Below are 23235 nucleotides of genomic sequence, written 5' to 3'. Positions count from 1 at the left end.
ATGGATGGAAAAATGCGCTAAAATAATAATTACTTCAACGCGTTAGCAGACTAAAGTAAAATAACCAATATTAGGGAGTTTTATGAATGACCATACAAATGTTCGAAAAACCACTAGGCATGAGAGACGATTTTCCATTCATCGCGAAAAAGAAAGCGGAACTCCGCGCAAATGGAACATCCATTATCCAACAGGCAGGCTATGACCTGCTGCAGACACCAACTTTGGAATATTACGAAACGATCGGCAAAATCTCGGCAATCGCCGATAATGCCTTGTTCAAATTATTGGATAGCCAAGGGGAGACGTTGGTTTTACGCCCTGATATGACTTCGCCGATCGCCCGTGTTGCGGCATCAAAGCTATTAAAAGAAAAGATGCCGGTGCGGCTCGGCTATTATTCCAATGTATTCCGCGCCCAGAAGCGTGAAGGCGGCCGGCCGGCTGAATTTGAGCAGATGGGCGTCGAGCTGATCGGCGATGATTCCTTGTATGCCGATGCGGAAGTCATCATTCTGGCATGGAACATCTTAAAGAACCTGGACATCCAATCGAGCCGCTTCGTAATCGGCCACACGCAATTGCTGCAGCTGATCCTGCAGGACTTTGGGTTGGACCAGGAGCAGATCGAGAAAGTCCATAGCACATTTGTTTCCAAAAACAGTGTCGGCTTTGAAAGTCTGGCGAAGCAATTGCCGATAGAACCATCGCGTTTCGAATCGTTCATCGGGTTGATGTCAACATCCACTGTGGAAGAATGGCAGCAATGGGTCGATCCCCACAACGCGAAACAAACCTCTTTATTCGAAGACATGAAAAAACTGAAGAAAATATTGGATCGCAGCGGCTTGGCCGACGCGGTCACTTATGATTTATCATTCAACAGCCACATGACCTATTACACCGGCTTGGTGTTTGAAGTATACGGCATAGGCAACGGATTTCCGCTGGGCAACGGCGGACGCTATGATGGCTTGATGAAGCAATTCGGCCTGCAGGTTGGTGCCACCGGCTTCGGGCTGCGGGTTGACCGTTTGCTGGAAATCATTTCGGCTGTTCCGGAGGAGGAAGACCATACCCTCATCCTGTTTGATGAACAAAATGAAGACAGAGCCTTTGATCAGGCACAAGAGCTTCGCGAAAAGGGTGTCCGTGTTACGCTGCAATTTGCACCAGCCGTTTCAGCGGTTGATAAATTCAGTGGGCTGTTCAGCAAAGTCTTACGAATGGAAGGTGCCAACTGATGGATGCATTAACGATTGCAATGCCCAAGGGGCGTATATTTGAAGAAGCCTATGAATTATTGGTGAAAGCCGGCTACGACTTGCCGAAAGAACTCGACGATTCGCGCAAACTGATTGTCGAAGCACCAAATGAGAATATCCGTTTTATTCTTTCCAAACCGATGGATGTTCCAGCCTATGTGGAACACGGCGTAGCCGATATCGGCATTGCCGGTAAAGACGTCATGCTCGAACATGACCGGGATGTTTATGAGCTATTGGACCTTGGCATCAGCCGCTGTTATATCGCGACTGCCGGTATGCCGGACACACCGATGAATGAAGTGACGCCGCGTGTCGCGACTAAATACCCGAAAGTGGCATCGCAGTATTATAGAGGCAAAGGTGAACAGGTCGAAATCATCGAGTTGAACGGTTCGATTGAATTGGCGCCGATGATCGGCTTGGCTGATCGTATTGTGGATATTGTCTCGACCGGCAAAACCTTGAAGGAAAACGGCTTGGTCGAATACGAAAAAATCGTCGATATCACATCGCGTTTGATTGCCAATCCGGTAAGCTACCGCTTGAAGCAGAAGCGCATTACGGAACTTGTGGAGAAGCTAAGAAAGCAGGCGAGCGTATGAATATAACTCGTTTATCCTCAGGAATTTCCATCAGAAGAACCATTGCAGAAGGCACTGGCCAGCAAGTTGAGGCAGTCAAAGCCATCATCCAGGACGTTCGGAACAATGGAGACGAGGCTATGTTCCGTTACGCAGAAAAATGGGACGGCGCCAAACTTTCTGCTCTCCGTGTAACGGATGAGGAAATTGCACAGGCGGTAGAGCGATTCGATCGTCAATTGCTGGAAGATTTGACAGAAGCCGCGGCAAATATTCGCCGCTACCACGAAAGCCAGCAACAGCAAGGCTACCGGTTGGACAATGAAGACGGTTCATATGTCGCCCAGCGCGTGACCGCGATTGAATCCGCGGGCCTTTATGTCCCGGGCGGAACAGCTGCTTATCCATCGTCCGTATTGATGAACGTTATCCCGGCCCAGGTCGCTGGCGTTTCGCGCATCGTGCTGATTTCGCCTCCGGGCAAAGACGGCACCTTATCGGATGGCGTTTTGGCTGCGGCCCATATTTTGGGCATCACAGAAGTCTATAAATCAGGCGGCGCCCAGGCAATTGCCGCTTTGGCATACGGTACATCATCAATTGAACCAGTCGATAAAATTACCGGTCCCGGCAATATCTTCGTAGCGCTGGCCAAGCGGGAAGTCAATGGCGATGTCGCCATCGATATGATTGCCGGACCGAGTGAAATCGCCATCATTGCGGATGATTCCGCGTATGCTGACGAAGTGGCTGCGGATTTATTGTCGCAGGCAGAACACGATCCAATGGCTAGCGCTGTCTTATTGACGACCAGCAAAGCTTTGGCTGATGGGGTTTCTAAAGAAGTGGACCGGCAGCTGGCACTCTTGCCGCGTGAAGCCATCGCGAGTCCTGCAATTGCGGACCATGGCATGATCTATCTTGGAGAAACGATGGAAGAGCTGATCAAAGCCGCCAACCAATTGGCACCTGAGCATTTGGAGATCATGACAGAGGACGCAGAAGCGGTAGCGGAACGGATCCTCCACGCCGGTGCCATCTTTATCGGGCGCTACTCATCCGAACCGATCGGCGATTATTTTGCGGGGACCAACCATGTCCTGCCGACCAATAGCACGGCGCGTTTTTCGAGTGCATTATCTGTCTATGATTTTATTAAACGAACCAGCATTGTCCGCTACAGCGAACAGGCTTGGCATACCAATAAAGAAAAAATCGCCCGTCTGGCACGCCTTGAAGGCTTGGAAGGCCATGCGCGTGCAGTCGAATCACGGTCGTGGGAAAAGGGGAATGAACAATGAGAAGAGCAGAAATCAAGCGGAATACCAATGAAACCAAAGTAGCCATCAACTTTTCGTTGGACGGGGAAGGCAAATCGGTGATCGACACTGGTGTTCCATTCATGGATCATATGCTGGATCTGTTCATCAAGCATGGCTTGTTTGACGGCGACATCAAAGCGGATGGGGACACCCATATCGACGATCACCACACGACAGAAGATATCGGCATCGTACTCGGCCAGGCAGTGAAAGAAGCGCTTGGCGACAAAAAAGGCATCCGCCGTTACGGCAATGCGTTTGTGCCGATGGACGACGCGCTGGCGCAAGTGGTCATCGACTGTTCGAACCGGCCGCATCTGGAATTCCGCTGTGAGCTGCCGAACGAAAAAGTGGGCACATTCGATACCGAGCTGGTGCAGGAATTCCTGTGGAAATTTGCGCTCGAAGCTCGCATGAATGTCCATGTCATCGTTCATTACGGAAAAAACACCCATCACATCATCGAAGCGATATTCAAGGCATTGGCGCGGGCGCTAGATGAAGCGACTGGCATCGATCCGCGTGTCAAAGGCGTGCCATCGACAAAGGGGCTGTTGACATGATCATCGGCATCATCGATTATGGCATGGGCAATTTGTTCAGTGTCGAACAGGCGTTGAAAAAGCTGGAATGCACGGTCATCGTATCAGATGACCCGGCCGTATTGCTGGAAGCGGAAGCGATTCTTCTTCCAGGAGTCGGTGCTTTTCCCGATGCCATGGAACTGTTGAATCAAAAAGGCCTTTCGGAATTCATCCGATCCCTGCCGGAAAAAAATATTCCGCTGCTAGGCATCTGCCTCGGCATGCAATTATTGTATGAAGACAGCTCGGAAGTGAAGCCGACTAAAGGACTTGGGTTATTGACGGGGCAAATCCGCCGTTTTGAAAAAGGCGCATACCGGATTCCGCATATGGGCTGGAACCGCCTTGAGTTCTCGCGCGTGCCCTACTGGTTGGATGAGGTGTTAAGCGATACCCACGTTTATTTTGTCCATTCCTTTTTGGCGGTCAATACAGCTGAACAGGAAATTTGGGCGACGGCAAGCTATGGAGGCCATGACGTTCCAGGAGTAGTGGGAAATGGATTGATCACAGGCATGCAGTTTCATCCCGAAAAATCAGGCGATTTTGGCCATTATTTATTGAAGCAATGGATTGCAAATGTCAGGAGGAACCTCAATGACTAAGTTTCAGATTTATCCCGCGATCGATTTACGGGACGGCAAATGCGTCCGTCTTTTTCAGGGAGATTACGCCCAGGAAACCATCTATGGGGATTCGCCGGTCGATATGGCGAAAAAATTTGTAGAGGCTGGAGCACAGTGGATACATATGGTCGATTTGGACGGCGCGAAAGACGGTGTGCGGATCAATGATCAGGTCGTCATCGAAGCTGCAAAACTTGGCGCAAATGTACAGGTAGGCGGCGGCATCCGGACGCGTGAAGATATCGAGCATTATTTATCGAATGGTGTTGCGCGTGTCATTATCGGAAGCTTGGCGATCCGCAACCCGGAGCTCGCGGTGTCGTTTATCGAAGAATTCGGCGCTGACCGCATCGTGATCGGAATTGATGCGAAAAACGGGATGGCCGCAACAGAAGGCTGGATCGAAACATCCGGTCAGGCCGCAACGGAAGTGGCGAATTATTTCGCTTCTAAAGGAGCCAAGCATTTCATCTACACGGATATCGCAACAGACGGAACTTTAGCAGGACCAAATATCGAAGCGAATAGAGCCTTGGCTGATTCTGAAGAGGCACAAGTCATCGTCTCTGGCGGCATCGGATCGCTGGAAGATGTCCGCAACGTAAAAAATGCATCTACCCACAGCAATATTGCAGGTGTTATCATAGGGAAAGCCTTGTACGAAAAACGCTTTACCTTGGAGGAGGCTTTGTCATGCTGACAAAACGCATCATTCCCTGCCTCGATGTGAAAGAAGGGCGCGTCGTCAAAGGCGTCAGCTTCGTTTCGCTTCGTGATGCAGGGGACCCTGTTGAACTGGCTCGTTTTTATGATAAGCAAGGAGCAGACGAATTGGTGTTTCTGGACATCTCAGCTTCCCATGAAGGCAAGGAAACCATGGTCGAAGTGGTCAAAATCGTAGCGACGGAGCTGTCGATTCCCTTTACAGTGGGAGGCGGAATCCGCAGCCTCGATGATATGAAACGCATGCTGCGTGCAGGTGCCGACAAAGTGTCGTTGAATACGGCGGCTCTCGACCGTCCGGAATTGATCAAAGAAGGAGCGGACTTTTTCGGCTCGCAGTGCATCGTGGTGGCGATCGACGCCAAGTGGAACGGCGCCAGCTGGGACGTTTATACCCATGGCGGCCGCAATAAGACCGAGTGGGATGCCGTTGAATGGGCGAAAAAGAGCGTTGAGCTCGGAGCTGGTGAATTGCTGTTGACCAGCATGGACAAAGACGGCTCAAAAGATGGCTTTGATCTGGAATTGACGCGGGCTGTACGTGAAGCGGTCGAAGTGCCGGTCATTGCCAGCGGCGGAGCGGGAAACAAAGAGCATTTCAGCGAAGTCTTTAAAACAGTGGATGCCGACGCCGCGTTGGCCGCATCCATTTTCCATTACAAAGAAACCAGCGTAGCTGAAGTAAAAGATTATTTACGGAAAGAGGGAGTGAATGTCCGATGACAAAAATACACTATGATCAAAACGGGCTGATTCCCGTCATTATCCAGAATGCCGAAACAAAAGAAGTGCTGACACTGGCTTACGCCAATGAAGAAGCGGTCCAAAAAACAATGGACACCAATGAAACATGGCTGTATTCAAGAAGCCGCAATGAACTATGGAACAAAGGCGCGACCAGCGGCAACACCCAACAAGTGATTGCGGTACGCCTGGACTGCGACGGCGATTCTTTGATCTATGAAGTGATCCCGAACGGACCGGCTTGCCACACCGGCAAGGACAGCTGTTTCTTTGAGACCATCCATGGTGAACGCGATGATTCTCCCGCAGACATGTTCGCGCAGTTGACTTCATTGATCAAAGCGCGTGAAGAAGAAATGCCTGAAGGGGCGTATACGACCTATCTGTTTGAAGAAGGCGTGGACAAAATCTGTAAAAAAGTAGGCGAAGAAGCGGCCGAAGTCATCATTGCAGCGAAAAACCGGGATGCTGAGGAATTGGCCATGGAAACAGCCGATTTGTTCTATCACACATTGGTGCTTCTGCAGGAACAAAAAGTAGACTTCAGTCAAGTGGTCAAAGTATTGAAAGACCGTCACGCTACAAAAACGACAAGTAAATAATAGGGGAATATGCTATAATTACAGCACATTTGAGTATAGGGGCGATTTTTATCGTTCCTTTTACTTTTTCGGAGGCATATTTTGGAGAATAAAAAAACAAACTACAAGAACGTCCTATCTTTTATTCCGACAGGGGAATTTTATTACAGAAAAGCGTTGAAAGAACTTCAGCGTGAAAACCATCCAAAAGCACACAAGTATTTGCGTCGCGCGACAGAATTGAGCCCGAAAGATCCGCTCATTCTGACGCAATACGGCATTGTGCTGATGGAAATGGAAGAATTCGAACAGGCCATGGAAATGCTGCATGCGGCATATGAATTGGATCCGAAAGAACCAGACATCCTGTACTTCCTCGCAGAAGTCCATGCTCATATGGGCTTGTTTTGGGATGCGCGAAAATACGCCAAAAAATACCTGGTCTATGAAACGCAAGGCAAATATGCGGCTGAAGCGATGGAAATTGTCGACTTCGCGGAACAGGAAGACTGGCAGCTTTTTGATGATGATGGGGAAGCACAGGACAGCGAATACTATTACCGCCAGGAAAAGGCGCGCCGGATGATGGAGCAGGGTGATTTTGCCGGTGCCATCGAGATATTGGAGAAACTGGTTGAGGAAAAGGCGGATTTCTGGGGAGCGTATAACAATCTGGCGCTGGCTTACTTTTATATCGGGGAAACAGAAATGGCGAAAGCGCTGCTTCACGATGTATTGCGAAAGAATACAGGCAACCTTCACGCGCTCTGCAATTTGGCGGTGTTTCATTATTATGAAAAAAATACGGAGTTGGACGATGTCCTTGAGCTGTTGAAGAAAATTCAGCCTTATGTCTTCGAACACCGGTACAAACTGGGAGCGACGTTTGCGCTGGTCGGCAAATACAAAGAAGCTTATCGCTGGCTGAAAAGCCTGCAGAAACGCGGCTTTGATGGAGATCCGGCATTCTATTTCTGGCTGTCCCATGCCGCCTATCATTCAGGGCATGAAGAAGCATCCCGGCAGGCATGGGATCAATTGAAGAAAATGGATCCCGGCAAAGATGGCTATGAGCCATGGAGCGACCATTCGGCGATGCCGCATGTAGACGCGTTGGAGCATAACCGGGATTATTTGGTTGGAAAGCTGGATCACGTAAAAAAGAGTGAACGGCTATTCGGCTTATTTCTGCTGGGCAAATCATCGCATAAGCAGGAACTCATCTCGCATCCGAACTGGCTGGCATCCGATCAGCCCTCTGTCCTGGAAACCTTTGTACTCGGCTATGCACTTGGCCACCCATTCAAAGAGGAAATTCCGGCCGAGCTGGCATTCATGCGGGCAATGGAAGCTGCAGAGCTCCTTTATGCCCAACACGGCATGGTGACCCAGCAGCGAGCTGAAGTTTTCCAATTATGGTTCCTATTGGTCGAAGAAGCTTTCAGCCGGAATTATCGATTTAAAAACCCGCCGGCGTCAGCGGCTGCGGTGGTTTATATGATCAAATCCTCACATAGTGAAAAAATCACAAAACGTGAACTCGCAGACCGTTTCGGCACATCTGTTGCCACTTTGACGAAATATGTGAAAGAATTATCCAGATACTTGCCAGAAATCGACTCATAGGCATAAAAGTTGAAGCTTTGTCTGGAATCTTATACGATTTAGCTATTGAGAAATAGGAGGCCTACGATTATGACTGAAACGAATACAATTTATGATGTAATTATTATCGGAGCAGGACCAGCAGGCATGACTGCCGCTGTTTATACTTCCCGTGCGAATCTGAAAACCTTAATGCTTGAACGCGGCATTCCGGGCGGCCAAATGGCAAATACCGAAGAAATTGAAAACTATCCAGGCTTTGAACACATTTTGGGGCCGGATCTTTCCACAAAAATGTTCGACCATGCGAAAAAGTTCGGCGCTGAATACGCCTACGGAGACGTAACTGAAATTATTGATGGCGAAGAATACAAAACCATCAAAGCTGGATCGAAAGAATACAAAACTCGTGCCATTATCGTAACGACCGGTGCAGAATACAAGAAGATGGGCATTCCAGGTGAAAACGAACTGGGCGGCCGCGGCGTCAGCTATTGCGCTGTGTGTGATGGAGCCTTCTTTAAACAGAAAGAATTGGTTGTTGTAGGCGGAGGAGACTCGGCGGTTGAAGAAGGGGTTTACTTGACCCGTTTTGCGGACAAAGTAACGATCGTCCACAGACGTGATGAGCTTCGTGCCCAGAAAATCATTCAGGACCGTGCATTCGCCAATAACAAAATCGACTTTATCTGGAGCCACACCGTCAAAGAAATTCACGATGACGGAAACGGCAAAGTAGGAAGTGTCACATTGGTATCAACGGATGATGCCAAAGAAAGAGAATTTAAAGCAGATGGTGTCTTCATCTATATCGGCATGCTGCCTTTAACAAAACCATTTTCAGCACTTGGAATTTTAAACCCTGAAGGTTATATTGTTACTAACGAGAAGATGGAAACTAGTGTGCCGGGGATTTATGCAGCAGGCGATGTTCGCGAAAAAACATTGCGCCAAGTAGTCACTGCAACAGGCGACGGCAGTATCGCTGCACAAGCAGCTCAACACTATATTGAAGAGCTGATAGAGAAAATTGGGATGAAAACACAAGCTTAATTGTTTCTTAATCATTTTGTAACCCGCTTGTCATGAAGAGAAGGTATAGTTGGAAGAGTAAATTGACCCCCTTTTTATAAAGAATTTTGATGGGCCGTCTTTCGAGCAACTCGGAAGATGGCCTCTTTTTTTTGTATTCTTTTACACGACACACCTGGATAGATGTATAATAGAGTAAGTTTATAATAGATGCGGAGTGTCGAATGTGCAGCGAATTGCGAATTTATTAGTCATCAAAAATGGGCAAGTCTTATTATTGAAGAAACCACGGCGTGACTGGTACGTAGCACCCGGCGGAAAAATGGAAAGTGGAGAGTCGATTTTCGAAGCGGCAGTCCGTGAATTCAAGGAAGAAACGAATGCAACTCCAATCGGTACACATTTAAAAGGTGTCTATACGATGATGATCCAGGAAAATGAACAAACTGTGGACGAGTGGATGTTGTATACGTTTGCAGCGAATAGTTTGACCGGAGAAATATTTAAGGAAACGGATGAAGGGCTGTTGGAATGGCATCCGGTGGAGGAACTGGCATTGTTGCCGATGGCAGAAGGAGATCGGACCAATCTGCAATTTGCCGCCAACCAGCAAGGGATTCAATATGGAACATTCTACTATACACCGGAATTCCAGCTGATCAAAGAGACCATCCAAACATCAACCGAAGAGGTGAAACACCAGAATGGATAATCGTAAGGAAGAAACAGAATTAATCATCATCACAGGCATGTCGGGTGCGGGCAAGACTGTCGCAATCCAAAGCTTCGAAGATCTGGGTTTTTTTACGATTGACAATTTGCCGCCTGCATTGTTGCCGACTTTCATCAAATTGATGAGAGATTCAGGGAAATCGATGAAGCGGGTAGCGGCAGTCATGGATTTACGCGGGGGCGACTTTTTTGACAGCCTCATCGATGCAATCGACGATTTATCGAAGGAAACGAATGTTTCCATCACCGTATTATTTCTGGAAGCGGAAAACCAGACATTGGTGAGCCGATACAAAGAAACGAGAAGATCCCATCCGTTATCTCCGGGTGGATTGGTATTGGGCGGCATTAAAAAAGAGCGCGACATGTTAAGTGACCTTCAAGGAAGAGCACAATACATCTACAATACTTCCGGCATGACGCCTCGCCAGCTGAAAGAAAGAATCATCACAGATTTTTCGTCAAAGACCAGTAATGTCTTTACAGTGAATGTGATGTCTTTCGGCTTCAAGCACGGCATGCCGATCGATGCCGATTTAGTGTTCGACGTTCGCTTTTTGCCGAATCCTTATTATATTGAAGAATTGAACCCGCTGTCAGGCCTTGATGAACGGGTATCAAGCTATGTGTTGAAATGGCAGGAAACACAGACGCTTTTGGAAAAATTGACGGATTTATTGCAGTTTATGATTCCACAGTATAAAAATGAAGGCAAAGCACAGCTTGTCATTGCGTTTGGCTGTACGGGAGGCCAACACCGTTCGGTGACTTTGGCCGAATACTACGGCAAGCTTCTGGCTGAGAACAATAAAGTCATCGTTACGCACAGGGATGTCAAAATAAGAAAGGAATGAGTGCATGGAAAGCAACCAGCATCGGAAACGCGTCGTTATTTTAGGCGGGGGCACCGGACTTTCGACACTTTTGCGCGGATTGAAATTGTATCCGCTGGATTTGACGGCCATCGTAACCGTGGCGGATGACGGAGGAAGTTCGGGCCGCTTAAGAAATGATTTGGATGTTCCTCCTCCGGGAGATATTCGAAATGTTCTCGCAGCATTATCGGATACAGAACCCTTAGTTGCTGAAATGTTCCAATACCGTTTTAAGGATTCCTTGGATCTGGACGGCCATTCCTTGGGGAATCTGATGCTTGCCGCACTTACGGACATTACAGGGGATTTTTCCCATGCAGTCCGTGAAATGAGCCGAGTATTGAGCGTCAATGGAACTGTTCTGCCTGCGGCCAATCAAATCGTGACGCTCAATGCAGAACTGGAAGACGGCACCATCATCAAAGGTGAATCCAAAATCCCAGCTTATTTGCAGCCGATCAAACGGGTGTTTATCGAACCCCATGACGTGAAAACCCTGCCCGCCACGATCACGGCGATTGAAAACGCTGATGTGATCGTTGTGGGGCCAGGTTCCCTTTACACCAGCATCTTACCGAACCTATTGGTGAAGGATATAAAAAAAGCAGTGATTGCCGCGAAGGCGAAGAAAATATACATTTGCAACCTAATGACACAAGCGGGTGAAACCTATAAATATACAGCCTCTGACCATGTAAAGGCACTTTATGATCATGTAGGCGAAAATTTTCTGGACGCCATTCTGCTTGATAGAGTCCAAATGCCGCCGATTGTTGCCGAGCGCTACAAAAAAGAGCTGGCATCACCCGTCGAATATGACGAAGAGCGATTAAAACAGATGGGCCTTGAAGTCTATCGAAAAGATATCGCCAACATCTTTGGTGAAACTGTTCGTCACGAGCCGATGAAAGTGGCAGAATGGTTATTTGAATATGCTGGAGGCCGTGCCAGTGAAGATTCGAAGCAGCTTTATTTTTAGTGCTTTGAAAGGGGGAACAGATTTTGTCTTTTGCATCAGAAACAAAAAAAGAAATGACGCAAATAGAAGTAGACGATTGTTGTGGGAAAGCGGAACTGTCCGCAATGATTCGCATGAATGGTACCCTGTCGTTTTCCAATCGGCAATTGAGCCTGGATATCCAAACTGAAAATGCGGCAATTGCTCGACGCATCTACACATTGTTGAAACGCTTTTATAAAGCTTATCCTGTCGAATTGCTCGTCAGAAAAAAGATGCGTTTAAAAAAGAACAATGTTTATATTTGCAGAATCCGCGAAGGGGCCAAGCATATTCTTGAGGACCTGAAAATTTTGACGGAAGGCTTTCAATTCCAGCATCAGATCGTCAAGTCGCTGATTGAGAAGAATTGCTGTAAACGCTCTTATTTACGGGGGGCCTTTTTGGCAGGTGGATCTGTCAACAATCCAGAAACATCATCCTACCATTTGGAAATCTACTCTCTTTATAGAGATCATGCTGATTCTCTGGTTGATTTGATGAACGAATTTCATTTGAACAGCAAAATGATCGAACGCAAAAAAGGCTTTGTGACTTACCTGAAAGAAGCCGAAAAAATTTCGGACTTCTTGAGCATTACTGGCGCTCATTCGGCTTTATTGAAATTTGAAGATGTCCGAATTATTCGGGACATGCGCAACAGCGTTAACCGTCTCGTGAATTGTGAGACGGCCAACTTGAACAAAACCATTGATGCTGCGTTGCGGCAAGTCGAAAATATCCGTTTTATTGACGGAGCAATCGGAATCGATCAATTGCCCGAAAGATTGCGTGAAATTGCCCGACTTCGGGTAGAGTATCAAGACGTGACTCTTAAAGAGTTGGGAGAAATGGTCTCGGGTGGTTCAGTCAGCAAGTCAGGCGTTAACCACCGGTTGCGGAAAATCGATGAGATTGCAGCGTCATTGAGAAATGGAGAAATGATCGGCCGCTAATTGCCGGCTGTTCTTTCATATATAAGAGAGTGAAGTTTTCGGAGGAGGATATGTATGGTTGAAAAACAGGTGAAAGTATTATTGAAAACAGGTCTTCAAGCAAGACAGGCAGCTTTATTTGTTCAGGAAGCGAATCGGTACACTGCAGATGTCTATTTAGAAAAAGACAATAAAAAAGTAAATGCCAAAAGCATCATGGGAATCATGAGCTTGGCCATCAGCAAAGGGACAGAGGTCAAAATCTCTGCAGATGGGTTAGATGAAGAAAAAGCGGTACATGCCTTGTCGGAGATCATTGAGCAGGAAGTGTAATAACCGTTAGCCATAAAAAAACTCACAGCCATGGGCTGTGAGTTTTTGTTTTAGATATCTTTTTTATGATCTTCAGGCAACTTGCTGCGTGTGATGACTTGGTCAATCAAGCCGTATTCAAGCGCGCGTTCGGCTGTCATGAAGTTATCGCGGTCTGTATCTTTGGAAATGACATCCATAGGCTGGCCAGTGCGTTCAGAAAGGATCTGGTTCAATTTCTCGCGAAGGTGCAGAATGCGTTTCGCAGCGATTTCAATTTCAGTCGCTTGTCCTTGAGCACCGCCAAGAGGTTGGTGAATCATGACTTCAGCATTTGGAAGCGCCAGGCGTTTGCCTTTTGTTCCTGCTGCAAGTAAGAAAGCGCCCATTGAAGCGGCCATACCGATGCAGATGGTCTGAACATCCGGGCGGATAAACTGCATCGTGTCATAAATTGCCATACCGGCCGTGATGCTGCCGCCTGGGCTGTTGATGTAGATTGAAATATCTTTATCCGGATCTTCTGCTTCAAGAAACAGGAGCTGCGCTACAATTGAATTCGCAACATTATCATCAATGCCGCTGCCCAGCATGATTACACGGTCTTTCAACAAACGTGAGTAGATATCATAGGCACGTTCGCCTCGGCTAGTTTGTTCGATTACTGTAGGAATTAAGTTCATAGAATAGTTCCTCCTCAATTAAGTTGTTTGCAAACAATGCTGAAAAGTCCTCTCAGCTGTACTATTATCATACACATGTTGGTCAATGAAGGTCAAATCTAACGAATTAAAAAAATAGACTTGCTTAAGTTAAAGTATTTTTGTATAATAGAAAGGTCGCTAACAGCGGAAACGCCCTCGTAGTGTAATGGATAACACGTAAGATTCCGATTCTTGAGATGGGGGTTCGATCCCCTCCGAGGGCATAACAAAACAGCACGGCCCATTTTGCCTTTATGGCAGGATGGGCCGTTTTTTTATGGGGAATTTTCTTCTTCAAACCGATTGATGGAAAGAGCTTTGGAGAAATCATTCCAGGAGCAGGATTCTTCAATCTGCTCCATATTCATCAACATCTCTAATTAAAGGGGCAGGATCACTCAGTGAATGCCACTTCCATTATATACTTCAATAAGAAACGTTTAAAAGAACCGTCGGAAAGGGAAATGACTAGTAGTACATACTAATGAAGAGGTGGAGCCTTTGAAAAAATTATTGATTCCCATTATTATTGTAGTCGCACTTATAGCCATTGTTGCAGCAATCCTTGTGCCAAGCTATAACGGCTTTGTACAGCTTGAAGAAGATGTCAATCAGTCTTATGCCCAAATTGAAAATCAATTGCAGCGCAGACTTGATTTGATTCCCAACTTGGTGGAAACGGTGAAAGGCTTTGCTGATCAGGAACAAAGTGTCATTGACAGTGTAACGGAAGCCCGTTCCAATTTGGCCGGTGCTGAAGGTGTCAGTGAGCAAGCTGAAGCAGATGCCGAGCTGAGCGGTGCATTGAGCCGTTTGCTGGTGGTGGTGGAAAACTATCCGGAAATTCGTTCCAGTGAAAATTTCCAGCAGCTGTCGGATGAGCTGGCAGGGACAGAAAATCGGATTGCAGTAGCCAGACAGGATTATAATGGAACAGTTTCGGAATTTAATCGTAAAGCCAGAAGCTTTCCTGGAAACATGATTGCAGGAGTTTTTGGCTTTGATGAGAAAGAGTATTTTGAAGCAGATCCGGACGCCTCTGAAGCACCGGAAGTCGATTTTGGAACTGATGAGGACGAACAATGAAACGCAAAATAGCGCTCTTATGCTTCTTGCTGCTGATGGTCAGCGGGCGTGGCTGGGCAGCTGACTTTCCGGAATTGACGAATGATCTTTACATTCAGGATGAGGTTGGTATTTTGTCGGAGCAGCAAAAAGAAGAGCTGCGGCAATTGGGCCGCGGGCTGGAAGACGCCACGACTGCTCAAATAATGGTGCTGGTGATCCCGACACTGGAAGGCGAGCCGATTGAAAGCTATGCGAATGAAGCGTTCCGCCATTACGGCGTCGGCTCAGAAGAGGAAAACAACGGCATCCTGGTGGTGTTGTCGCTCGATGAACCGGATAACCGGGAAATCTACGTGGAAATTGGCTACGGACTGGAAGGGGCATTGCCGGATGGGAAAGTCGGCAGGATTTTGGATGAATACGCCATTCCTTACTTAAGCCAGGGCAATTACAGCGAAGGCGTCATCAATTTATATGAAGTTCTGTATCAGGAAGTTGCTGCCGAATATCAATGGAACGGTGAACCAGTGGAACCACAGGCAGCTGATCCCGCGCAACAGGAAGAAGGGCTTCCGCCATTCATGACCATCCTGATTGTATCCGCTATCCTCATCCTTATTACGGGAGGCGGAGGCGGCAAAGGCGGTGGCCGTGCGAGACGCAGGGGCGGAAGAGGCGTTTACATGGGTCCTGGGAGCTTTGGCGGTGGATTTGGCGGAGGCGGTGGCGGTTTCCGCGGAGGTGGCGGGGGCATGTCTGGCGGAGGCGGTGCAGGCCGAGGTTTCTAAAAGGATAAGAGAGTAGAGCTGAAGAGGGGCTTGCGCTTTTCTTTGTCCAGCTCCAGCGCCCAGCTCTTCGGGATGTAAGCCACTCCGGCTGTGCGACTGAAGAGATGTCGCTTCGCCAGATCGTCTTACCCCTGTCAGAGCTAGATGGGCGCTTGCGCTTTTCTGTGTCCAGACTCCAGCGCCCAGCTCTTCGGGATGTAAGCCACTCCGGCTGTGCGACTGAAGAGATGTCGCTTCGCCAGATCGTCTTACACCTGTCAGAGCTAGATGGGCGCTTGCGCTTTTCTGTGTCCAGACTCCAGCGCCCAGCTCTTCGGGTCATAAGCCAACCCATCTGAGTGGCAAAGGACGCCACTCTGCTGGTCTGTCTTATGCCTGTCAGAGCTCAACAGGCACTTCCGCTCTTCTATAATAGAAAGAAGGTATACGATGTTTACTTTATACACACGTTCGAACTGTCCGCTTTGCGACGAAGCCAAATTGATGATCGGACTCATCAATGAAGACTTTCCGCTGTCTTATCGGGAAGTTGATATCGAAAGCGATGATGCATTACACGAGAAATATATGCTGATGATCCCGGTATTGGAAAAAGACGAGGAAGTATTGCTATATGGGAATATCGGTTACGTCGAATTGTTGGAAGCGTTAGAAATTTAACGCTTCTTTTTATTTGCTTTTAAATGAGGGATTAGGTAGAATGATTTTAGTGGGACACAAAATTATTCACTGGGACAAAAAACGTCCAGCTAGAACGGAGTGAAAGTATGGATGCATTATCTGACGCTCAGCAAAAACTGATGCCGGAAATGTCCGAACTCCTGAAAAAACGTTACCAGATTTTACAGACAATCAGTTTGGAACAACCCATCGGCAGGCGAACCTTAAGTGAAGTTGCCGGTGCACCAGAGCGTGAGATTAGAAAAGAAACCGATCTGCTTCGCAATCAGCAGCTGATTGAAATGAAAACAGCCGGTATGACGGTAACTTCGCAAGGACTGGAAGTGCTGGAAAAACTGAAGGTTTTCGTGCGTGAAATATCTGGATTGACTGATATGGAAATACAATTGCAAACAATCTTAGGAATCTCAAAAGTGGTGATCCTGCCGCAGGACAGTGATGAGATTCCAGCAGTGAAATCCCATATCGGCAAAGAAGCTGCCCGTCTTTTGGAAGTACTATTTATCCGTTATAAGAAAATAGCGGTAACTGGCGGCAGTACGATGGCAGCCATCTCCAAAGAGTTATCAATCGCTAAAGCTGATCGGGCGCTTCAATTTATTGCAGCCCGCGGTGGACTGGGAGAAGATGTGCTTCATCAAGCCAACACGATTGCAGCGGCATTTGCCGAAAAAACAGGCGGTTCATTTAAGACCCTTTACTTGCCTGATCACTTAAGTGCTGAAGCTTTTGCGATGATGATGAAAGAGCCGGTGATCAAGGAAATGATGGACTTGTACGATCAGACTGATGTGGTAGTCCATGGCATAGGCAATGCGGAAGAGATGGCGGTCCGCCGGCACTCTTCCCTGGAAGAAGTGGAAAAGATACGTTCGGGTGGAGCGGTCAGTGAGGCTTTCGGCTATTATTTCGATAAAGACGGAAAAATTGTTTATCGCATCCGCACAGCGGGCATTCAATTGGAGCAAGTGCGAAAAGCTGCAGCTATCTTGGCAGTTGCCGGTGGAGGTTCTAAAGCAAGAGCGATTTTGTCTTATTTCAAGAATGCGCCAAACCCGACAGTGTTGGTCACAGACGAAGGCGCCGCACGAAAGATTATTGAACTAACTAAAAAATTGGAGGAATTATAAATGACTTTAAAATTAGCAATTAACGGATTTGGACGTATTGGACGCATCGTATTTCGTGAAGCTTTAACAAATGATAACGTGGAAGTAGTTGCGGTCAACGACTTGACTGATGCTGACATGCTTGCACACCTTTTGAAATACGATTCAATCCACGGAATATTGGACGCTGAAGTTTCTGCTTCAGGAAACAGCATTATCGTAAACGGCAGAGAAATCAAAGTTTATTCTGAAAAAGATCCATCTGCTCTTCCTTGGGGAGAAATTGGTGTGGATATCGTAATCGAATCTACTGGCCATTTCACTGATACTGAATCAGCTTCAAAACACATCGAAGCAGGCGCTAAAAAAAGTTATCGTTTCAGCTCCAGGCAAAAACGGCATGAAAACACTTGTAATGGGTGTTAACCATGAAACGTATAACCCAGAAGAGCATCATGTTGTGTCAAACGCATCATGTACGACAAACGGCCTTGCTGGAATGTCGAAAGTATTGAATGACCGTTTTGGCATCAAGCACGCGATGATGACTACGATCCATTCTTACACGAATGACCAGATCCTATTGGATTCTCCACATAAGGACTTCCGCCGCGCACGTGCTGCTGCAGAATCCATGATTCCGACAACTACTGGCGCTGCTACTGCAGTTGCAAAAGTATTGCCTGAATTGGAAGGCAAAATTGACGGAATGGCTATCCGCGTTCCAACACCAAACGTTTCATTGATCGACTTGGTTGCGCATCTTGAAAAAGACGTAACTGTTGAAGATGTCAACAATGCGTTGAAAGAAGCGTCTGAAAATGAATTGAAAGGTTACCTTGACTACAGCGAACTTCCACTGGTTTCAAGAGATTATAACGGCAACACAGCTTCATCTACAATCGATGGCCTATCAACAATGGTAATTGGAGATAACATGGTCAAAGTACTTGCTTGGTACGACAACGAATCCGGTTATTCAGGACGTTGTATCGACCTTGCGCTTCACATGCACAAAACGGGATTGTAATCCCAAAATCATAGCTTAATTACCAATGAACCTCTATAATAAAAGAGGGTAAAAGGGGCGGGGACATACCCCGCTCCTTATTTTTTTGAATACAAATAGGAGGTATTTTCATGCAGCAGAAAATGACCATGAAAGATTTGGATTTAAAAGGAAAACGTGTATTTTGCCGTGTCGATTTCAACGTACCGATGGCTGATGGAAAAGTAGCGGATGATACAAGAATCCGTGCAGCTGTTCCAACGATAGAGTACTTGATCGAACAAGGCGCTAAAGTTATTTTGGCAAGCCACATGGGCCGCCCGAATGGCCAGATAAATGAAGACTTGAGACTCGCTGCTACAGGTGTCCGGTTAGGTGAATTGTTACATAAAGAAGTGAAGAGCCTAGATGAATCGATTGGCGAGAAAGTTGAACAGGAAATTTCAGCCATGCAGGAAGGCGAAATCATCCTGCTTGAAAACGTCCGCTTCCATCCGGGTGAAGAAAAGAACGATGAAGAGCTCGCAAAAGCATTTGCGAATCTGGCGGATGTCTTCGTCAACGATGCATTCGGTGCAGCTCACCGGGCACATGCTTCAACAGCCGGCATTGCCAAGCATTTGACGGCCGTATCAGGATTATTGCTGGAAAAAGAGCTTGATGTTTTAGGCAAAGCCTTGTCTGAACCGGAACGCCCTTTTACGGCAATTATCGGTGGCGCTAAAGTAAAAGATAAAATCGGCGTGATTGATCATCTATTGGACAAAGTCGACAATTTATTGATTGGCGGAGGACTTTCGTATACCTTTATCAAAGCGCAGGGCTATGAAATTGGAAACTCCCTTGTGGAAGAAGATAAATTAGAACTGGCTAACTCGTTCATCGAAAAAGCAAAACAAAAAGGCGTAAAACTTTACTTGCCGATTGATGCCACAGTGGCCAGTGAATTTTCAAAAGATGCTGACACGAAAAGCGTCAACATCAAAGAAATTCCTTCCGAGTGGATGGGATTGGATATCGGTCCTGAAACAGCCGCAATGTATGCAGACGTCATCAAGGATTCGAAATTGATCATCTGGAATGGACCAATGGGCGTCTTTGAAATGCCGGCATTCGAAAACGGCACGAAATCAGTTGCTCAGGCGATGGCTGAGACATCGGGCTATACCGTAATTGGCGGCGGTGATTCTGCTGCGGCTGTTGAGAAGTTCCATGTAGCCGATAAAATGGATCACATTTCCACAGGCGGCGGTGCATCACTTGAGTTTATGGAAGGCAAGGACTTACCGGGTGTCAGTGCATTGACCAACAAGTAAAGTGATTATTTGAAAGGGAGTGTTTTTGTGAGAAAACCAATTATTGCAGGAAACTGGAAAATGTATAAAACTGCAAAAGAGGCAAAACAGTTTGTAGAAGAAGTCAGCGGCTTAGTGCCGGATTCTGAAAAAGTGGATGCCGTTATTTGTGCACCCGCATTATTCTTGGCACAGCTGGTCATTTCTGCAGAAAACAGCCCGCTTCACATAGGGGCACAAACGATGTCAGAGCAAAACGAAGGCGCATTTACCGGAGAAATCAGCCCTGTCCAGCTTACGGACATCGGCGTTGAATACGTCATTATCGCCCATTCAGAACGCCGCCAGTATTTCAATGAAACAGATGAATCAGCAAATCAGAAAGTGAAAGCCGCTTTCAACCATGGTTTGATTCCAATTCTCTGTGTAGGTGAAACGCTTGAACAGCGCGAGAATGGCGAGACCGGTGCTGTTGTCGAGGCACAGGTGGAAAAAGGGATTTCCGGTTTGACTGAAGAGCAGATCACGCAATTGGTGATTGCCTATGAGCCTATCTGGGCAATCGGCACAGGAAAAACTGCTACAGCTGAAGATGCCAATGAAGTTTGCGGGATCGTCCGTAAAAAAGTGGCGGCACTCTACAACAATCAGGCAGCTGAGCAGCTTCGCGTTCAATACGGCGGCAGCGTAAAACCGGCTAATATTGACGAATTAATGGGTATGGAGCATATTGACGGAGCATTGGTTGGCGGCGCAAGCCTGGAAGCTGATTCTTTCGTCAAATTGTTGGAGGCTGGTTCGCATGCGTAAAACCGAACATCCGGCGGCTCTCATCATCTTGGATGGATTTGGCTGCCGAGAAGAGACTTTCGGTAATGCCGTAGCACTAGCCAACAAGCCGAATTTCGATCGCCTTTGGAAGACCTATCCGCATGAATTGCTGACTGCTTCGGGTGAAGCAGTCGGCTTGCCGGATGGCCAAATGGGCAATTCTGAGGTTGGCCACCTGAATATTGGTGCTGGCCGAATTGTTTACCAAAACTTGACGCGCATCAATAAGTCGATCCGCGATGGCGATTTTTATGAAAATGCCGCTTTTCTTGAAGCGATCGGCAATGCCAAAAACCGTGGCAAAGCATTGCACATTTTAGGCTTATTGTCTGATGGCGGCGTCCACAGCCATTATGAGCACTTATTCGCTCTATTGAGACTTGCAAAACAACAGGGCTTGACCGAAGTCTATGTTCACGGCTTTCTTGATGGCCGCGATGTGGGGCCCCGCACTGCGCTCAAATACGTGGAAGAAACAGAACAGCAGATGAAAGAAATCGGTGTCGGCAAATTTGCATCGATCAGCGGACGCTATTATGCAATGGATCGCGACCAGCGCTGGGAACGTGCTGATTTGGCCTACCGCGTGCTAGTTGACGGTATCGGCAAAACGGCTCCTTCGGCAAATGCAGGCATCACGTATTCCTATGACCTGGACGTTTCAGATGAGTTTGTTGTACCATTTGCCATCGTTGAAGACGGAAAACCCGTAGCGACTATCGATTCGGATGATTCGCTGATTTTCTTCAACTTCCGCCCGGACCGTTCGATTCAATTGACATCCGCGTTTATCCGGGAAGATTTTACAGGTTTCCAGTTAAGCGCTAAACACCCGAAAAATTTGACCTATGTTACTTTTACTTCTTACAGTCAGGATTTGCCGACACGTGTTGCATTTGAGACACTAAACCTGGAAAACACCATCGGGGAAGTAATCTCAGCCAATGGATTGACGCAACTGCGCATTGCAGAAACTGAAAAATACCCGCATGTCACGTTCTTTATGAGTGGTGGGCGTGAAGAAGTCTTTCCTGGAGAAGACCGCATTCTCGTAGCCTCTCCCAAAGTTGCCACGTATGACCTGCAGCCTGAAATGAGTGCTTACGAAGTGACCGATCGCTTGGTGGAACAGATTGAAGCTGGCGCACACGATGCCATCATCTTGAACTTCGCCAATCCCGATATGGTCGGCCACAGCGGCTTGCTGGAACCGACCATCCGTGCCATTGAAGTCGTCGATGAGTGCCTGGGCCGCATCGTTGACGCATTGCACGCACAAGGCGGTTCCGCATTGATCACTGCTGACCACGGCAATGCCGATGAAGTCCGCACGGTTGAAGGTTTGCCGATGACGGCGCATACTACAAACCAAGTGCCGGTGATTTTGACGAAATCAGGTCACGTACTTCGAAAAGGCGGCATTCTTGCCGACTTGGCACCAACGATTTTGAAAATGCTGGATATTGAACAACCGATTGAAATGACCGGAAAACCATTATATTAAAAGGGAGCTGTTTTAATTGCCAATCATCACACAAATTCAAGCACGCGAAGTATTAGATTCACGAGGAAACCCAACAATCGAAGTTGAGGTATTCACAGAAAGCGGCGCATTTGGCCGCGCGATCGTACCTTCAGGCGCTTCAACTGGCGAACACGAAGCAGTTGAGCTTCGCGATGGCGACAAAAGCCGTTTTCTTGGAAAAGGCGTATTAAAAGCAGTCGAGTTTGTTGATACTGAAATTGCTGAAGCAATAGAAGAAAAATACTCAGTGCTTGACCAAGTATCAATCGACAACGCTATGATCGAGTTGGACGGAACAGAGAACAAAGGGCGTTTAGGCGCTAACGCAATTCTAGGTGTTTCATTGGCCGTGGCACACGCTGCTGCTGATTACCTGGACGTTCCGCTTTACCAATACTTGGGTGGCTTTAATGCAAAACAATTGCCGGTTCCAATGATGAACATCTTAAATGGCGGCGAACATGCTGACAATAACGTGGACATCCAGGAATTCATGGTCATGCCGGTTGGCGCAGAATCTTTCCGTGAAGCGGTTCAGATGGGTGCAGAAATCTTCCATAACCTGAAATCCGTACTGAAAGAAAAAGGCTACAACACTTCTGTTGGGGACGAAGGCGGATTTGCTCCGAACCTAGGTTCAAACGAAGAAGCGTTGACGACTATCCTGGAAGCGATTGAAAAAGCTGGCTACAAAGCTGGAACAGACATATTACTGGCGATGGACGTTGCTGCTTCTGAAATCTATGACAAAGAAAAAGGCGTCTACAACTTGCCAGGCGACAACACAGTGAAAACGTCTGCAGAAATGGTGGACTGGTACGAAGAACTTTGCAATAAATACCCGATCATTTCAATTGAAGATGGATTGGATGAAAACGACTGGGCTGGACATAAATTATTGACAGAACGCATCGGTGACCGAGTGCAATTGGTTGGAGACGATCTATTTGTTACCAACACCAAAAAATTGGCTCAAGGAATCGAAGAAGGCATCAGCAACTCAATCCTGATCAAAGTTAACCAAATTGGTACATTGACAGAAACTTTCGATGCAATTGAAATGGCGAAACGCGCTGGCTACACAGCAGTCATCAGCCACCGCTCAGGCGAGTCTGAAGATGTTACCATTGCAGACATTGCAGTAGCGACAAATGCCGGACAAATCAAAACGGGTGCTCCTTCACGTACGGACCGCGTTGCGAAATACAACCAGTTGTTGCGCATTGAAGATCAGCTATTCGAAACTGGCCAATACCTGGGCTTGAAAACTTTCTACAACTTGAAAAAATAAAAAATAGAGGCATTTGC

At 47.2% G+C, this 23235-nt stretch carries 24 protein-coding genes, 1 tRNA gene and 1 pseudogene; 25 read left to right on the top strand and 1 reads right to left on the bottom strand.

Annotated elements, in window-relative coordinates:
- Positions 1–86: 86 nt before the first annotated feature.
- The 15 genes from AC1MEO_RS07195 (at position 87) to AC1MEO_RS07125 (ending at position 12938) form a co-directional block, all read left to right on the top strand.
- A complete protein-coding gene (locus AC1MEO_RS07195) occupies positions 87–1244 on the top strand; it encodes an ATP phosphoribosyltransferase regulatory subunit (RefSeq protein WP_480335273.1) in 1158 nt (385 codons plus the stop codon).
- Entirely contained in the window at positions 1244–1870 is a 627-nt protein-coding gene (gene hisG, locus AC1MEO_RS07190; RefSeq protein ID WP_215102112.1) for an ATP phosphoribosyltransferase, read from the top strand. Before AC1MEO_RS07195 ends, hisG begins: the two co-directional genes overlap by 1 nt.
- Positions 1867–3150 carry a histidinol dehydrogenase gene (hisD, locus tag AC1MEO_RS07185; RefSeq protein ID WP_480335272.1) on the top strand — a complete coding sequence of 428 codons (1284 nt, stop codon included), beginning with the start codon at positions 1867–1869 and terminating at the stop codon, positions 3148–3150. Before hisG ends, hisD begins: the two co-directional genes overlap by 4 nt.
- Complete coding sequence (gene hisB / locus AC1MEO_RS07180; protein ID WP_480335271.1) at positions 3147–3734, top strand: imidazoleglycerol-phosphate dehydratase HisB; 588 nt, start codon at positions 3147–3149, stop codon at positions 3732–3734. The genes hisD and hisB overlap by 4 nt, the downstream gene beginning before the upstream one ends.
- Positions 3731–4360 carry an imidazole glycerol phosphate synthase subunit HisH gene (gene hisH, locus AC1MEO_RS07175; RefSeq protein ID WP_480335270.1) on the top strand — a complete coding sequence of 210 codons (630 nt, stop codon included), beginning with the start codon at positions 3731–3733 and terminating at the stop codon, positions 4358–4360. Before hisB ends, hisH begins: the two co-directional genes overlap by 4 nt.
- Positions 4353–5081 carry a 1-(5-phosphoribosyl)-5-[(5-phosphoribosylamino)methylideneamino]imidazole-4-carboxamide isomerase gene (hisA, locus tag AC1MEO_RS07170; protein ID WP_480335268.1) on the top strand — a complete coding sequence of 243 codons (729 nt, stop codon included), beginning with the start codon at positions 4353–4355 and terminating at the stop codon, positions 5079–5081. Before hisH ends, hisA begins: the two co-directional genes overlap by 8 nt.
- Positions 5075–5827, top strand: coding sequence for an imidazole glycerol phosphate synthase subunit HisF (hisF, locus tag AC1MEO_RS07165; protein ID WP_480335267.1), 753 nt, complete (start codon positions 5075–5077; stop codon positions 5825–5827). Before hisA ends, hisF begins: the two co-directional genes overlap by 7 nt.
- On the top strand, positions 5824–6450 hold the full coding sequence (gene hisIE, locus AC1MEO_RS07160; protein WP_480335266.1) for a bifunctional phosphoribosyl-AMP cyclohydrolase/phosphoribosyl-ATP diphosphatase HisIE: 627 nt from the start codon (positions 5824–5826) through the stop codon (positions 6448–6450). The genes hisF and hisIE overlap by 4 nt, the downstream gene beginning before the upstream one ends.
- 81 nt (positions 6451–6531) lie before the next feature.
- Positions 6532–8055 carry a tetratricopeptide repeat protein gene (locus AC1MEO_RS07155; protein WP_480335264.1) on the top strand — a complete coding sequence of 508 codons (1524 nt, stop codon included), beginning with the start codon at positions 6532–6534 and terminating at the stop codon, positions 8053–8055.
- Positions 8056–8124: 69 nt separating this feature from the next.
- Positions 8125–9087 (top strand): thioredoxin-disulfide reductase, encoded by a 963-nt coding sequence (gene trxB, locus AC1MEO_RS07150; RefSeq protein WP_480335263.1) that lies wholly within the window; start codon positions 8125–8127, stop codon positions 9085–9087.
- A gap of 205 nt (positions 9088–9292) precedes the next feature.
- Positions 9293–9778 (top strand): NUDIX domain-containing protein, encoded by a 486-nt coding sequence (locus AC1MEO_RS07145; RefSeq protein WP_480335261.1) that lies wholly within the window; start codon positions 9293–9295, stop codon positions 9776–9778.
- Complete coding sequence (gene rapZ / locus AC1MEO_RS07140) at positions 9771–10652, top strand: RNase adapter RapZ (protein ID WP_480335260.1); 882 nt, start codon at positions 9771–9773, stop codon at positions 10650–10652. The genes AC1MEO_RS07145 and rapZ overlap by 8 nt, the downstream gene beginning before the upstream one ends.
- A gap of 4 nt (positions 10653–10656) precedes the next feature.
- The gene (locus AC1MEO_RS07135) at positions 10657–11652 is read left to right on the top strand and encodes a gluconeogenesis factor YvcK family protein (protein ID WP_480335259.1); all 996 of its coding nucleotides are present in this window, start codon (positions 10657–10659) and stop codon (positions 11650–11652) included.
- 23 nt (positions 11653–11675) lie between these two features.
- A complete protein-coding gene (gene whiA, locus AC1MEO_RS07130; protein WP_480335257.1) occupies positions 11676–12626 on the top strand; it encodes a DNA-binding protein WhiA in 951 nt (316 codons plus the stop codon).
- Positions 12627–12680: 54 nt separating this feature from the next.
- Complete coding sequence (locus tag AC1MEO_RS07125; RefSeq protein WP_480335255.1) at positions 12681–12938, top strand: HPr family phosphocarrier protein; 258 nt, start codon at positions 12681–12683, stop codon at positions 12936–12938.
- Positions 12939–12988: 50 nt separating this feature from the next.
- On the opposite strand, the gene clpP is transcribed toward AC1MEO_RS07125, so the two are convergent.
- Complete coding sequence (gene clpP / locus AC1MEO_RS07120; protein ID WP_480335253.1) at positions 12989–13600, bottom strand: ATP-dependent Clp endopeptidase proteolytic subunit ClpP; 612 nt, start codon at positions 13598–13600, stop codon at positions 12989–12991.
- Positions 13601–13773: 173 nt separating this feature from the next.
- Between clpP and AC1MEO_RS07115 the strand changes: the two genes are divergently transcribed.
- The 10 genes and pseudogenes from AC1MEO_RS07115 to eno all read left to right on the top strand — a co-directional run bounded on the left by AC1MEO_RS07115 (position 13774) and on the right by eno (position 23218).
- Positions 13774–13845: transfer RNA gene (locus tag AC1MEO_RS07115), tRNA-Arg, on the top strand.
- A 277-nt stretch (positions 13846–14122) separates the two neighbouring features.
- Positions 14123–14707 (top strand): LemA family protein, encoded by a 585-nt coding sequence (locus AC1MEO_RS07110; RefSeq protein WP_480335252.1) that lies wholly within the window; start codon positions 14123–14125, stop codon positions 14705–14707.
- Positions 14704–15477 (top strand): TPM domain-containing protein, encoded by a 774-nt coding sequence (locus AC1MEO_RS07105; protein WP_480335251.1) that lies wholly within the window; start codon positions 14704–14706, stop codon positions 15475–15477. The genes AC1MEO_RS07110 and AC1MEO_RS07105 overlap by 4 nt, the downstream gene beginning before the upstream one ends.
- A gap of 429 nt (positions 15478–15906) precedes the next feature.
- On the top strand, positions 15907–16137 hold the full coding sequence (locus AC1MEO_RS07100; RefSeq protein WP_480335250.1) for a glutaredoxin family protein: 231 nt from the start codon (positions 15907–15909) through the stop codon (positions 16135–16137).
- Between the two features lie 107 nt (positions 16138–16244).
- On the top strand, positions 16245–17288 hold the full coding sequence (locus AC1MEO_RS07095) for a sugar-binding transcriptional regulator (RefSeq protein WP_480335249.1): 1044 nt from the start codon (positions 16245–16247) through the stop codon (positions 17286–17288).
- Positions 17289–18297 (top strand): annotated as a pseudogene (gap, locus tag AC1MEO_RS07090) (type I glyceraldehyde-3-phosphate dehydrogenase).
- A gap of 110 nt (positions 18298–18407) precedes the next feature.
- Positions 18408–19592, top strand: a complete 1185-nt coding sequence (locus tag AC1MEO_RS07085) for a phosphoglycerate kinase (protein WP_480335248.1) — start codon at positions 18408–18410, stop codon at positions 19590–19592.
- A 27-nt stretch (positions 19593–19619) separates the two neighbouring features.
- Positions 19620–20381, top strand: a complete 762-nt coding sequence (gene tpiA, locus AC1MEO_RS07080; RefSeq protein ID WP_480335247.1) for a triose-phosphate isomerase — start codon at positions 19620–19622, stop codon at positions 20379–20381.
- On the top strand, positions 20374–21906 hold the full coding sequence (gene gpmI, locus AC1MEO_RS07075) for a 2,3-bisphosphoglycerate-independent phosphoglycerate mutase (protein ID WP_480335246.1): 1533 nt from the start codon (positions 20374–20376) through the stop codon (positions 21904–21906). The genes tpiA and gpmI overlap by 8 nt, the downstream gene beginning before the upstream one ends.
- Before the next feature lie 16 nt (positions 21907–21922).
- Positions 21923–23218 carry a phosphopyruvate hydratase gene (eno, locus tag AC1MEO_RS07070; protein ID WP_480335245.1) on the top strand — a complete coding sequence of 432 codons (1296 nt, stop codon included), beginning with the start codon at positions 21923–21925 and terminating at the stop codon, positions 23216–23218.
- Positions 23219–23235 lie beyond the last annotated feature (17 nt).

This window comes from Planococcus sp. BI3 (assembly GCF_056680115.1).
Note: the sequence above shows the minus strand (reverse complement) of the source record. Positions and strands in the feature narration are given on the sequence as shown.